The organism is Pseudoalteromonas sp. PAR1 (assembly GCF_947311895.1).
Classification (GTDB): domain Bacteria; phylum Pseudomonadota; class Gammaproteobacteria; order Enterobacterales; family Alteromonadaceae; genus Pseudoalteromonas; species Pseudoalteromonas lipolytica_C.
Window position 1 is genome coordinate 18,931 of record NZ_CAMZMY010000026.1, and the last position, 13,779, is coordinate 32,709.

The following is a 13,779-nucleotide window of genomic DNA, read 5'->3' on the forward strand; positions in this document are numbered from 1 at the left end:
ATGCGAATAGCTGTTTGAGTAATGAAATAGCAAAAGTTTGATGTAAGTAATACTTTATTTAGCTTTAATTAATAATAAATCGCCATTGCAAATGATAATTATATTCATTACCATGTTGGGCATTCTTAATTGTGTCCTTTTTTATTATGCGTCTTTCTGCTGTTTTTATTGCACTTGCTGCTGGTTTTTCGGGCGTTGCCCATGCTCAAACTGAAGTTTCTACTGATCAAAACGATTCTAAAGAGATCGAAAAAATAGAAGTTGTTGGCCGTGCGTTTTCTTTATATCGACCAACTGAGTCAAGTTTTGCTACTCGTACTAATACACCGTTAGAAAAAATACCTCAGTCAATTCAAATTTTGCCGCAGGAGCTGATTAATGATCAGGCTGCTCGCCAAATTACCGACCTTTATAGCAATATTGCTGGTGTTAATGCCTTTAGTTATTCCGGCGTGACATTTCGTGGTTTTCGCCAAGATGAGATTTTATATGATGGCGTAAAGGGCGACCCTTTCAATGGTTTTGCTGTGCCGCAGTTATTTAATATCGAACAAGTTGCGGTTTTAAAAGGCCCTGCTGGCGCTATTTATGGTAGCGGTAATCCGGGCGGTATTATTAACTATGTAACTAAGAAGCCTAAATTCACCAGTGAGCACAGTATTGAAGTTGAAGTGGGTAATGATGATTTCTTCAGTGGTGCATTAGAAAGCACTGGAACGCTGAGTGAATCACTTGATAACCATGCTTATCGTGTTGGTATCTACCGTGATACTGAAAAACCATTCCGTGCAAATACTAGCAGCGATAATACCATTGTTGATCTTGGATATACGTGGCTTATAAATAGTGCAACTGAATTAACCACGCAGTATACCTATATAGAGCAGGAGTTGGGTGGGGCACGTTTACGTGGTGTCCCTGCTGATGATAATGGCAATTTTCTAACTGACATTAGCTGGAACCATAACGAGGCAACAGACTTTCAAAATGTTGAAGCGCATGTTTATCAGGCGACTTTAAAACACGATTTTAATGATGTTTGGCGTACAGATGTCACGGCACGCTATTTTGATAACAAAGAAGTGCAAAACTACCATGAGCCAAGAGGTCTAGTAGATACTAACGGTGATGGAATTGTTGATTGGAGTCATCGCGAGTTTCGTGATCAAGTACGTGAGAACAACGGCTTTAGTTTAACTGCCAATGCGATTGCGGAGTTTGCATTTGCCGACATGCAGCATCAAGTACTGTTTGGTAGTGACTGGTATGAACATGATTTTGAAAGTGTTTACCGTACAGCTATGCAGCAAAGTAAAGGTGGTCCAGTTCCTGGTCTTGATCTTAACGATCCTGAATATGGTTTAACCTCTGCCGATGATTATGATCTTGATAGTATTACACCAAGGCTTGGGAAAACGAATAGCACCCGCTTTGGCGCGTATTTGCAAGATCAGCTCGATATCACCGCTAATTGGAGCATCACAGCTGGCTTAAGATATGACCGTTTTGAAGATAAAGATCTGTTAAATCAAACCGAGTTTTCTGATAGCGATTTAACTTACCGTATTGGTACCAGCTATAACATTAACAATATGTTCTTCCCTTATGCACTGCATGGCACAGGGTTTGTGCCGCAAAGTGCCAGTGATCAAGAAACTGCGAAGGGTGGCCCTTTCTCGCCAGAGACTAGCCGTATTAATGAGTTAGGTTTAAGAACCAAATTATTAGATGACACGCTTGCTGTTAATATGGCTATGTACGATATTGTGCGTGAAAATATCCTGCAACCTAGTTTATTAGGTGATGTTGCGGGTGATGGTGTTGATGACTTAGTTGCCGTTGGTGAAGTACAAAGTAAAGGTTTTGAACTCGAAGTAGTGGGTGACATCACTGAGCGTTGGGTGGTTACTGCAAGCTATGCCTATAATGATACCCGTATTACTAAAGCAAACGACAGCATTCGTAACCAAACTCCTGATAGCGATAAATTTGCCAACGTGCCGCAAAATACCCTAGGTATCTGGACACGCTATGAGTTACCTAGCTTATCGTCATCTATTTCTGCTGGCTTAGATTATGTTGATGAACAGCTTAGTTTAGGCGGTCAACGTGTTAAACCTTATACGATTTACAACATGGCGTGGCAAACAACCGTTGATAACTGGCAATGGCAATTATCAGTTAAAAACCTGTTTGATAAAGAATACGCAAGCAGTGGCTTTATTGAGCGAACAGGGCACTTTCCTGGTGAACCACGCCGTGTCTATTTAAGTGCTAAATACAGCTTTTAATGGTGGCGTGTGAACGCTAAAAGTTGGTTTAATTTACATTCCTGGGCAGGACTCTTTGTAGGAGTCCTGCTTTTTGTTACCTGCGTATCGGGGACACTCGCTACGTTAAGTCATGAACTCGAATACTTAACAGACGCTAAGTATCGTGCTTTATCTTCTTCAGCCTCGACTAACTATCAGGCTATCGAAAACACCCTAAATAAGCATTATCCACAGGGTCAATTACTTTATATCCAACGTCATAAACAAGATTACTTTGCCACTGAAGCGGCTCTTAAAGTCGGTGATTCATTTCGTTTTGTTTATTTAGATGCTGCAACGGGCCGCTTACTTGGTGAAGGAGAGTGGGCGCGGATATCGCGGTTTTTACGTAATTGGCATATGAATTTGTCGATGGGCTGGACGGGTAAATTAATCGTTACCAGTTTGAGTATGTTACTCGTTATTTTATTGGTTTCGAGTTTTTATGTGTATCGGCGCTGGTGGCAAGGTTTTATGAAAAAGCCTGCTGCGCTTAGTCTTGATAAACGCAGTAGTTGGGCTGATTGGCACAAACTGTTAGGGCTTTGGAGTTTATGGTTTATCGCAGTGATGGCCATTACAGGTGTTTGGTATCTGGTAGAGCATGGGCTGCAAACAGCTAAAGTGTCGCATACTGTTTCTGCGCCACAAGCGGTAAGTGAGTTTAAAAAACAAAGCCCTCGTAAAGATATACCGCCAATTAGCTTAACTGCAGCTTATGAAGCCGCTCAACAGTCGTTTCCGAGCCTTGATATTCGCTATATTCGTTATCCAAATAAAGCGGATCAGCCTATTGAAGTGCGTGGTTATAACGATGATATTTTACTGCGTCTGCGTGCTAACCGTGTTTATTTAAAACCAAGCTCGGGTGAGTTACTAGGTATACAAATAGGCGAACAATTACCTATTGTAGCCCGAATTTCAGATACCGCTGATCCGCTGCACTTTGGTAACTTTGCAGGAGTTGGTACTAAACTTATTTGGGGGTTGTTTGGTGCGTTGATGAGCTTTATAAGTGCTGCTGGCATTTATATGAGTTGGCTTAGGGTTAAGCGTAAAACAACAGCTGTAAAGTGGCTTGGAGTATCTGGGGGGATTGCAATCGGTTTGGTGGTTGCTTCGCTACTAACAACAAGTTTGAGCTTTACTGAGCGTAGTGTGCCTAATCAGGTTTATTCTCCTATCCTCGGTTAAATTTTTTCAGGTATTAAAAAAGGCGCTAATTAGCGCCTTTTTTGTTGGGTTAAGAGTTTAGCCTCTTACCTTAATACCTTTTTTCTCCATACCGCGGTAGATGATTAGCATCTGTGCGATTGAGATAAGGTTCGATACTAACCAGTAAAGTACTAGGCCAGATGGGAACCATAAGAAGAAAATTGAGAATACTACTGGCATAAAGGTCATCATTTTTTGCTGCATAGGATCAGTAACTGTCATAGGTTGCAGCTTTTGAGTGATGAACATACTTAAACCAAATAAAACCGGTAATACGTAGTATGGGTCCATTGCTGATAAGTCATTTAACCATAAAATGAATTCAGCATGACGTAGCTCAGTTGATTCTAAGAATACGTAGAATAATGCTAAGAAGATTGGCATTTGTAGTAACAGTGGGAAACAGCCACCCATAGGGTTCACTTTTTCTTTGCGGTACATTTCCATCATCGCTTGACCGAATTTTTGACGGTCATCACCATACTTCTCTTTTAGTGCAGCCATTTTAGGCTGTAAGGCACGCATCTTCGCCATTGACGTGTATTGTGCTTTAGTAAGCGGGTACATTGCTGTTTTAACGATAACCGTGATTGCAATGATAGCTAGACCCCAGTTACCTAGGATGCTGTGTAACCACTTAAGTAGTACGAATAATGGTTGTGAGATAAACCACAACCAACCATAGTCTACAGTTAGGTCTAAGTCTGGGTGAATCGCTTCTAGTACATCAGACTCTTTCGGGCCCATGTAGTAAGTAGAAGTAAGTGTCGCTTGCGTACCTGCTTGTACGTTAACTGCTTCACCCTTAGTACCAATAATTGCCGCATTACCAGCTACTAACTTGCTGTAAAGGGTATTTTGTTGATCTTGCTTAGGTACCCATGCACTTACGAAGTAGTGTTGAATAAATGCAATGTAGCCACCAGCTGTGGTGATGTTAAGGTTTTTATCAGCCATATCTGAGAAGCTATACTTTTCGTATGGCTCTTCTTCAGTACCGTATGCTGCACCTAAGTAGTTTTGATCTACTAAGCTACCTTTTTCTTGTACTGTGCGTTTTACTTGCGTGTATAACTGAACTTGAATTGGATCAGCTGTTACGTTGTTTACTGTGTACTCTAAACCTACAGCGTAGTCGCCTTTTCTGAATATATAGGTTTTAGTAAACGTCACACCTTTGCTGTCGGTAAACTCAAGTGGTACACGCAGTTCATCACCATTTAAAGTGAACGCTTTTTGAGTGGTTTTATAAACAGGGCGACCAGCAACAGTTGCATCTGGGCCATTTAAACCAATTAAGCCACTTTGTGAGAAGTATTGGTTGCCATCAAACTCACCAAGTAGCATGAAAGGGGTATCACTGCCTTTTGTCTCTTCGTACTGAAGTAGGTCTGCTTCAATAATGTCACCACCACGGGTGTCAATTTTAACAGTGTATACATCAGTTGTTACATCGATAACTGAGCGCTTTGCTGTTGTAGCAGCAGGTACTTCACCGTCAGATGATGCTGGAATAAAGTCATCAGATTCTGGTGTAGTTGCGCCTAGTGTTTGTGTTGTGGCACTTGGATCAGCTTTTGGTGCATTGTAGTCGTTATTCCATTCTTGGAATAATAAAAACGAAACAAGCATCAAGCCGATTAATAAAAACGTGCGTTGCGATTCCATAACAGCTCTTATTTCTCGTGTTGGTGGTTAATATGATTTTTTGCCGGTACGGGATCATCCCCACCAGCATGTAAAGGATGGCATTTTAATATGCGTTTAACAGCTAACCAACTGCCTTTTACACTTCCGTGCAAATTAATTGCTTGAATTGCGTAACTAGAGCAGGTTGGATTAAAACGACAATGCGGGCCTAATAACGGGCTTATCCATTTTTGATAGCCTCGAATTAACATGACTAAACAGCGCTTTGGAATAGCAACAAGTGGTTTAAGTAACCTCATGATGTGTCAGCCCCTGCGTTAATTTAGTCAATGGATACCATGAATTTAAATTCCTAGCGAAGAATTTTAAATGCATGATTAAAAGGTGAGCTAAAGATACCTTAATTAAGCCTGTAATTCTATTGCTATCAAGCTTGATTATTAGAATTAGCTGATTTCTTGGGGCGTTTTTTGAATGGTGGTGGTTTTGGCGCACCTGGCTTGCAGCGCTCATTTATTTTTCGCCACAATTTATTCAGTTGTTTTGTCAGCTCTTCGTTTGACTGTTCATCTATACCACTTTTAACCATAAGCACAATATCAATGTTATCGAGTTTATGTTGATTTAAACGGAAACTTTCGCGAGCAAGTCGTTTAATTCGATTACGTTGACAGGCTTTTTTAACGCGTTTTTTGGCGACCGTAAGACCTAATCGAGGATTAGTTTGGTCATTGCGTTTAGCTAATAGGGTAAAGAAAGGAGTCGCAGCGCGTGCTGGTTCATTAAAGATTCGAGAGTAATGCGAGGGAGTTAACAGACGTAACTCCCTGCTGAAGCTAAAGTCTTCCACTTATATATTAAGCAGAAAGAACTTTACGGCCTTTAGCACGACGACGAGCTAATACTTTACGGCCATTTGCTGTTGCCATACGAGCACGGAAACCGTGTGTACGTTTGCGTTTTAAAACGCTAGGTTGAAAAGTTCTTTTCATAACAATTCCATCCGATCGGTTAAGGTTAAAACATCCTATGCAGGTCGCGATCCTGGCACAGGTGCCATTGCGAGCGCGAGATATTATAGATGAAGACAACAAAAGTCAATCATTAAAACGCTGCAGAGGCCGTAATTATAAAGGATCTTATTTTGTGATCATATAGGATCATCATAAATAAGAAGTTTTCCACAGCCTCTGTATAAAAAGTGAATAAAAGCTTGGGAAAAGCGAATTCGATCGTAGAATTTGATCGCGATCTGCCCCTTAATTTGCTATGATCACTATTCGGAGTTAAAAAATATTTTATATAATAATCAATGGTTTATTATTTTCTTTGTGCGAGATCATATTTTAAATAAAAATCAATCTTGTACTTGTGGATAAAGTACCTTCATAATAGTCGGTCTTGGCCAGAAATATTGGTCAAATATTAGCTATAAATGTTTGATTTTCCATCATTAAAGATGAACGGGAATAATAATTAAATCTCTGGGAGTTTAATAGTGTATCTGTCGGTTTGGCAAAGTTGTTTATATGTATTGCAAGATGAATTGCCTTCACAGCAGTTCAGTATGTGGGTAAGACCACTTCAAGCAGAAAGTACCGAAGATACGTTGACTATATATGCACCTAACCGTTTTGTTTTAGATTGGGTGAGAGAAAAGTACTTAAACCGTATTAATGAACTACTCGTTGAAATTTGTGGTGATGAAGCGCCTGAACTTCGTTTTGATGTAGGTAGTAAACCAATTTTAAATGCCCAAGCGGCATCAGCACCGGCTGCATCAGAAGCAAGCGCACCAGTGAGTGCACAGCACACTGCCGAAAAACTCCAACCAAAACCTGAAAAAGCAGCGGTAGAGCCTGCGCCAAAATCAGGTTATAAATCAAACATTAAAGAAAATTACACCTTTGATAGCTTTGTTGAAGGTAAATCAAACCAATTAGCAAAAGCCGCAGCGACTCAAGTAGCAGATAACCCAGGTTCGGCATTTAACCCTGTATTTATATATGGTGGTACGGGCTTAGGTAAAACTCACTTATTACACGCTGTTGGTAACGGTATTATGGCTAATAAGCCAGACGCGAAAATTGTCTACATGCACTCAGAGCGATTTGTGCAAGACATGGTTAAAGCGCTGCAAAATAATGCCATCGAAGAGTTTAAACGTTATTACCGAAGTGTTGATGCATTGATGATCGATGACATTCAATTTTTCGCTAATAAAGAGCGCTCACAAGAAGAGTTCTTTCATACCTTCAATGCTTTACTTGAAGGAAATCAACAGATTATATTAACTTCAGACCGCTATCCAAAAGAGATAGAAGGGGTTGAAGACCGCCTTAAATCACGTTTTGGCTGGGGCTTAACCATTGCAATTGAGCCGCCAGAACTTGAAACGCGGGTTGCCATTTTGATGAAAAAAGCCCAACAAAGTAAAATTAACTTACCCCATGAAGTTGCTTTTTTCATCGCTAAGAAATTGCGTTCAAATGTGCGTGAATTAGAAGGAGCGTTAAACCGCGTTATTGCTAATGCAAACTTTACTGGTCGTCCAATTTCGATCGACTTTGTAAAAGAAGCCCTACGTGACTTACTTGCGCTGCAAGATAAACTGGTAACGATAGATAATATTCAACGCACTGTTGCTGAGTATTATCGTATTCGTGTGTCAGATTTACTATCGAAACGCCGTAGTCGTTCAGTAGCAAGGCCACGCCAAGTAGCAATGGCATTATCAAAAGAACTTACAAATCACAGTTTACCTGAGATTGGCGACGCCTTTGGTGGTCGCGATCACACAACTGTATTACACGCTTGTCGTAAAGTTAAATCACTACGTGATGAAAGCCACGAAGTGAAAGAAGATTATCAAAACTTAATAAGAACCTTGTCATCTTAAGGCCGACTTTATTATGCAAATAACAATATCAAGAGAGCAATTTTTAAAACCTTTAGTTCAAGTGTCTGGTGCGATTGAGCGTAAGCACACCTTACCGATTTTATCGAACGTACTGTTAGTTGTAGAAAACGGGCAACTTTCGATGACGGGTACCGATCTTGAAATTGAGTTAGTGGCGAGTGTGTTTGTCGGTGAAGACACATCTGATACAAAATTAACCTTGCCGGCTAAAAAGTTACTCGATATTTGTAAAAGTTTACCTGATGGCTCTGACCTTACTTTAAGTAGTCAAGATCACCAATTGCTACTAACCAGTGGTAAAAGCCGCTTTTCTTTAACAACTCTTGCCGCAGAAGACTTTCCTAATCTTGAGCAGTGGGATGGTGAAGTTGAGTTTCAACTGACTCGCTTAGAATTACGTAAGCTTCTTGAAAGCACACATTTTTCTATGGCGAATCAAGACGTACGTTATTACTTAAATGGTATGTCATTTGAAGTTGATAACACTGACATAAAAACGGTTGCTACAGATGGCCACCGTTTAGCGATTGCACAAAAGCAATTACCGCAATCTTTGAATACACAACGTCAGCTAATTATTCCACGAAAGGGTGTGCAAGAAATTATGCGCCTAATGGTAGCTGATGATGAGTTAGTAACCATTCAATTTGGTGCTAACCATATTCGTATTATTGATACAGAGTTCACATTTACCAGTAAACTTGTTGATGGTCGTTTTCCTGACTATCGTCGTGTATTGCCGCGTGGTGGTGACAAAGTGATTACTGCTAATCGTGAGTGGTTACGCAGTGCTTTCCAACGTGTGTCTATTTTATCAAATGAAAAATTTCGTGGTGTACGTTTAAATTTGTCTGAAGGTTTATTAAAGATTACGGCAAACAACCCTGAGCAAGAACAAGCTGAGGAAGTAGTTGAAGTAATGTATCAAGGCGGTGAGCTAGAAATTGGTTTTAACGTTTCATATGTTCTTGATGTCTTAAATACCCTAAAAACAGAAGATGTTGTTTTCACGCTTGCTGATTCAAATAGTAGTGCATTAATAGAAGGTGCTGGTGACGAAGAAGCAATGTATGTTGTTATGCCGATGCGTTTATAGACTTTATGAGTTTAAGTCATTTAAGCCTCAATAATTTTCGGAATATTGAGGCGCTGACACTCGAGCCAGTAAATGGGATTAATATTATTTACGGCGAGAATGGCAGCGGAAAAACCAGTCTCCTTGAGGCTATTTATTTCCTTTCTCACGGTAAATCATTTCGTACCGCCAAGCACAAAAATATCATTCAGCATCAACAAGACAAGTTTGTGATCCACGGTCGTAAAGCATTACATGATTTGTCTATTCCCATTGGTATAAGCAAAAACCAAGCGGGTGAAACATCTTTAAAAATTCAAGGTAAAACGAGTCGTAAAATATCTGAATTGGCTCAATTAATGCCTGTTCAAGTTATTACGCCAGAAAGTTATTCCTTGTTTTTTGGTGGCCCAAAAGAGCGTAGAAAATTTCTCGATTTGGGATTGTTCCACGTGGAACATGACTTCTTTTATTTGTGGCAATCTTTTAACAAAGTACTAAAGCAACGCAATGCATTACTAAAGAGTAAGCCTCGAGATTATTTTCAACAGATCAAGTTTTGGGATAAAGAATTTGTTAGACTAGCTGAACAAATAAATAATCTAAGAATCGCGTATATAAGTAGGTTTAAGCAGCAATTTTTTGATAAAATGTGTGCAGAATTAACGCTAGTAAGCGATTTACAAATTAACTTCAATGCGGGTTGGAAAGAGAGTGAAATGCTCTCAGAAGCTCTTGAGCAAAGCTTTGAGCGTGATGCCAAGCAAGGTTTCACAAGTAAAGGCCCGCATAAAGCTGATTTTAGTTTTAGCGTTTCTGGTAATAGCGTAGAAAATACATTTTCGCGCGGTCAATTGAAGCTATTGCTTTATGCGTTAAAAGTGACGCAAAATAGCTTAATTGAGTCAGAAACTAATAAGCAATCTATATTGCTAATAGATGACTTACCTTCAGAGTTAGGTGAAGATACAAAAGAAAAAGTGGGTCAACTTTTGACACACTGCGATTCACAACTTTTTATCTCATCGATTTTATCTGAAAGTATTTCTGCTGTGGTGGAACCCATGCAACGAGAACTAAAAATGTTCCACGTGAAACATGGCAACCTAATAACAAGATAAGTGGGATTAACCATGTCTGAGAATTACGATTCGTCGAGTATTAAAGTACTAAAAGGATTAGACGCAGTAAGAAAGCGTCCAGGAATGTATATAGGGGACACCGATGACGGTACAGGCTTACACCATATGGTGTTTGAGGTTGTTGATAACTCTATCGATGAAGCCTTAGCTGGTCATTGTGATGATATTTTTGTAACGATTCACTTAGACGGTTCTGTCTCTGTAAGAGATAACGGTCGTGGTATTCCTACGTCAATTCATGAAGAAGAAGGTGTATCAGCTGCCGAAGTTATTATGACGGTACTTCACGCTGGTGGTAAGTTCGATGATAACTCATATAAAGTATCTGGTGGCTTACACGGTGTAGGTGTATCAGTAGTAAATGCACTTTCTGAAAAACTACAACTAACTATTCGTCGTGAAGGAAAAATTCACCAACAAACTTACACTATGGGTGTGCCAGATGCACCATTAGCTGTGATTGGTGAAGCAAATGACACAGGTACTGAGTTACGTTTTTGGCCAAGCGGTGAAACGTTTACTGACCTGAATTTCCACTACGACATTTTAGCGAAGCGCTTACGTGAGCTTTCTTTCTTAAACTCAGGTGTAAGTATCATTCTTACTGATGAGCGTGAAGAAACTAAAACAGATCACTTTAAATACGAAGGTGGTATTCAAGCGTTCGTAGAATATCTAAACCGTAATAAAACACCTGTACATAAAAGTGTTTTCCACTTTACCCATGAGCGTGAAGAAGACGGTATTAGTGTTGAAGTTTCAATGCAGTGGAACGATGGTTTCCAAGAAAGCATTTACTGTTTCACAAACAACATTCCACAACGTGATGGTGGTACGCACTTAGCTGGCTTTAGAGCGGCATTGACGCGTACGCTAAATAACTACATGGAAAAAGAAGGCTTTAACAAAAAAGCGAAAACAACCAGCAACGCAACGGGTGATGATGCTCGTGAAGGCTTAACTGCCGTTGTAAGTGTTAAAGTTCCTGATCCTAAGTTCTCATCACAAACCAAAGATAAACTAGTATCAAGTGAAGTTAAGTCTGCTGTAGAACAAGCGATGGCAGAAAAACTAACAGAGTTCTTATTAGAAAACCCTGTTGATGCTAAAACGGTTGTAGGTAAAATCATTGATGCAGCACGTGCTCGTGAAGCAGCGCGTAAAGCGCGTGAAATGACACGCCGTAAAGGTGCAATGGATTTAGCGGGTTTACCAGGTAAACTGGCAGACTGCCAAGAAAAAGATCCAGCTTTATCAGAACTATACATAGTGGAGGGTGACTCTGCAGGTGGTTCAGCTAAGCAGGGTCGTAACCGTAAAAACCAAGCTATCTTGCCACTAAAAGGTAAGATTCTTAACGTTGAAAAAGCACGCTTTGATAAGATGCTTTCTTCTCAAGAAGTAGCAACATTAATCACAGCGCTAGGTTGTGGTATTGGTCGTGATGAATATGACCCAGAAAAACTTCGTTATCATCGTATCATTATCATGACCGATGCGGACGTGGATGGTTCTCACATTCGTACATTATTGCTAACTTTCTTCTATCGTCAAATGCCAGAGATTGTAGAAAAAGGCTTTATCTATATTGCGCAACCACCACTTTATAAAGTGAAAAAAGGTAAGCAAGAACGCTACATTAAAGATGATCCAGCACTTGTGGATTACTTAACGTCATTAGCTCTAAATAATGCTGCTCTTTATACAAGCGAAGGTGCATCTGCACTTGAAGGCGAAGATTTAGAAAGAATCGTTCACGATTATCAAAATACAGTTAAAGTTATTGAGCGCTTAAAACGTAAATATCCAAATTCGGTTATGGAACGTTTAATCTATCAAAGCGAAATTACCGAAGCTGATTTAGCTGATGAAGCAAAAGTTAAAGAGTGGACTAAAACCCTTGTTGACGACTTAATTGCACGTGATGAAGATGCAACTATCTTCCATGCCGGCACTGAGCACGATACTGAGCGCAACATGTATTATCCTGTTGTGAATATTCGTCAGCATGGTGTGGATAAAGCTCATGTACTAAACCATGACTTCATTACATCGCGTGACTATAAACGCATTGCAGCAACGGGCGTAAACATTGCTAACATACTTGAAGAAGGTGCTTACATACAACGTGGTGAAAAAACATTAGCTGTTGATAACTTTGTGGATGCATTAGAGTGGTTAATCAATGAATCGAAGCGTGGCCTTTATATCCAACGCTATAAAGGATTGGGTGAAATGAACCCTGATCAGCTTTGGGAAACAACTATGGATCCAGCTGCACGACGCATGTTGAAAGTAACAATCGAAGATGCTGTTGCCGCTGACCAATTGTTTGCGACACTAATGGGTGACCAAGTTGAGCCTCGTCGTGATTTCATCGAAACGAACGCGCTACGTGTAGTTAACCTAGACGTATAAGCAAATAATGATAATCATAAGAAGGAGCCTCATGGCTCCTTTTTTTATTACTGAAAAAGCACAAACTGCTTAAAACCTTACTGCACACAAGGTATACTGAGAGCAATTTTCAGACTAAACGCACCAGATACTATAAGCCAAATATGCAAAAATATGACGTTAAAACCTTTCAAGGTTTGATCCTGGCTTTACAGGACTATTGGGCACAGCAAGGCTGTGTGATTGCTCAACCACTGGATATGGAAGTGGGAGCAGGGACATTTCATCCGTTAACGTTCTTAAAGTCGATTGGCCCAGAGCCAATGTCGAGCGCGTATGTTCAACCATGCCGCCGTCCAACTGATGGTCGTTATGGTGAAAACCCGAACCGATTACAACACTACTACCAATTTCAAGTAGTATTAAAACCATCACCAGAGAACATCCAGGAGCTTTATTTAGGCTCTTTAGCTGCTGTAGGTATTGATACGCTAACTGACGAAGTTCGCTTTGTAGAAGACAACTGGGAATCACCTACATTAGGTGCTTGGGGTCTAGGTTGGGAAATCTGGCTAAACGGTATGGAAGTAACTCAATTCACTTATTTCCAACAAGTAGGTGGCTTAGAGTGCTCACCGGTTACGGGTGAAATCACATATGGTCTAGAGCGTTTAGCAATGTATATACAGGGCGTAGATAGCATCTATGATCTAGTATGGGCAGACGGCCCTATGGGACGTGTAACATACGGTGATGTGTTCCATCAAAACGAAGTAGAGCAGTCAGCTTATAACTTCGAACAAGCGGATGTTGAGTTCTTATTTGCACAGTTTGATCACTGTGAGAAAGAAAGTGAAAAGCTAATCGAAGCAGGCTTACCATTACCAGCTTATGAGCAAGTAATGAAAGCATCACATGCGTTTAACTTATTAGACGCTCGTCACGCTATCTCAGTAACAGAACGTCAACGTTATATCTTACGTGTTCGTGCTTTATCTAAAGCGTGTGCACAAAGTTACTATGATGCCCGTGAAGCACTTGGTTTCCCGCTTTGTAAGGATTAAGAAT

The 13,779-nt window shown here is 40.2% G+C and carries 11 protein-coding genes; 7 read left to right on the top strand and 4 right to left on the bottom strand.

What is annotated here, in order from left to right; translation table 11 throughout:
* Positions 1-146 precede the first annotated feature (146 nt).
* Both QL229_RS17510 and QL229_RS17515 read left to right on the top strand, forming a co-directional pair.
* Positions 147-2,291, top strand: a complete 2,145-nt coding sequence (locus QL229_RS17510) for a TonB-dependent siderophore receptor (RefSeq protein ID WP_281547237.1) — start codon at positions 147-149, stop codon at positions 2,289-2,291.
* A gap of 9 nt (positions 2,292-2,300) precedes the next feature.
* Entirely contained in the window at positions 2,301-3,506 is a 1,206-nt protein-coding gene (locus QL229_RS17515; protein WP_281547238.1) for a PepSY-associated TM helix domain-containing protein, read from the top strand.
* 57 nt (positions 3,507-3,563) lie between these two features.
* Here the strand turns inward: QL229_RS17515 and yidC are convergent, their stop codons facing one another.
* From yidC to rpmH, 4 genes are all read right to left on the bottom strand, one after another.
* Positions 3,564-5,195 (bottom strand): membrane protein insertase YidC, encoded by a 1,632-nt coding sequence (gene yidC / locus QL229_RS17520; RefSeq protein ID WP_281547239.1) that lies wholly within the window; start codon positions 5,193-5,195, stop codon positions 3,564-3,566.
* Between the two features lie 8 nt (positions 5,196-5,203).
* Complete coding sequence (gene yidD / locus QL229_RS17525) at positions 5,204-5,476, bottom strand: membrane protein insertion efficiency factor YidD (protein WP_054563758.1); 273 nt, start codon at positions 5,474-5,476, stop codon at positions 5,204-5,206.
* Positions 5,477-5,604: 128 nt separating this feature from the next.
* Positions 5,605-6,027 carry a ribonuclease P protein component gene (gene rnpA / locus QL229_RS17530; protein WP_138557625.1) on the bottom strand — a complete coding sequence of 141 codons (423 nt, stop codon included), beginning with the start codon at positions 6,025-6,027 and terminating at the stop codon, positions 5,605-5,607.
* Positions 6,028-6,034: 7 nt separating this feature from the next.
* Positions 6,035-6,169 carry a 50S ribosomal protein L34 gene (gene rpmH, locus QL229_RS17535; RefSeq protein ID WP_008488847.1) on the bottom strand — a complete coding sequence of 45 codons (135 nt, stop codon included), beginning with the start codon at positions 6,167-6,169 and terminating at the stop codon, positions 6,035-6,037.
* A gap of 506 nt (positions 6,170-6,675) precedes the next feature.
* On the opposite strand from rpmH, the gene dnaA reads away from it, so the two are divergent.
* The 5 genes from dnaA to glyQ all read left to right on the top strand — a co-directional run bounded on the left by dnaA (position 6,676) and on the right by glyQ (position 13,775).
* Entirely contained in the window at positions 6,676-8,076 is a 1,401-nt protein-coding gene (dnaA, locus tag QL229_RS17540; protein ID WP_135923085.1) for a chromosomal replication initiator protein DnaA, read from the top strand.
* A gap of 13 nt (positions 8,077-8,089) precedes the next feature.
* Positions 8,090-9,193, top strand: coding sequence for a DNA polymerase III subunit beta (dnaN, locus tag QL229_RS17545; protein ID WP_135923086.1), 1,104 nt, complete (start codon positions 8,090-8,092; stop codon positions 9,191-9,193).
* 5 nt (positions 9,194-9,198) lie between these two features.
* Entirely contained in the window at positions 9,199-10,293 is a 1,095-nt protein-coding gene (recF, locus tag QL229_RS17550) for a DNA replication/repair protein RecF (RefSeq protein ID WP_199526835.1), read from the top strand.
* Between the two features lie 12 nt (positions 10,294-10,305).
* Complete coding sequence (gene gyrB, locus QL229_RS17555) at positions 10,306-12,732, top strand: DNA topoisomerase (ATP-hydrolyzing) subunit B (RefSeq protein ID WP_199526834.1); 2,427 nt, start codon at positions 10,306-10,308, stop codon at positions 12,730-12,732.
* 143 nt (positions 12,733-12,875) lie between these two features.
* A complete protein-coding gene (glyQ, locus tag QL229_RS17560; RefSeq protein ID WP_054554789.1) occupies positions 12,876-13,775 on the top strand; it encodes a glycine--tRNA ligase subunit alpha in 900 nt (299 codons plus the stop codon).
* Positions 13,776-13,779: the final 4 nt, after the last annotated feature.

Excerpts from the sequence above, each read along its gene's own strand:
- dnaN (WP_135923086.1), top strand. The coding sequence starts at position 8,090 with ATGCAAATAACAATATCAAGAGAGCAATTTTTAAAACCTTTAGTTCAA.
- yidD (WP_054563758.1), bottom strand. The coding sequence starts at position 5,476 with ATGAGGTTACTTAAACCACTTGTTGCTATTCCAAAGCGCTGTTTAGTC.
- rpmH (WP_008488847.1), bottom strand. The coding sequence starts at position 6,169 with ATGAAAAGAACTTTTCAACCTAGCGTTTTAAAACGCAAACGTACACAC.
- glyQ (WP_054554789.1), top strand. The coding sequence starts at position 12,876 with ATGCAAAAATATGACGTTAAAACCTTTCAAGGTTTGATCCTGGCTTTA.
- gyrB (WP_199526834.1), top strand. The coding sequence starts at position 10,306 with ATGTCTGAGAATTACGATTCGTCGAGTATTAAAGTACTAAAAGGATTA.
- yidC (WP_281547239.1), bottom strand. The coding sequence starts at position 5,195 with ATGGAATCGCAACGCACGTTTTTATTAATCGGCTTGATGCTTGTTTCG.
- recF (WP_199526835.1), top strand. The coding sequence starts at position 9,199 with ATGAGTTTAAGTCATTTAAGCCTCAATAATTTTCGGAATATTGAGGCG.
- QL229_RS17510 (WP_281547237.1), top strand. The coding sequence starts at position 147 with ATGCGTCTTTCTGCTGTTTTTATTGCACTTGCTGCTGGTTTTTCGGGC.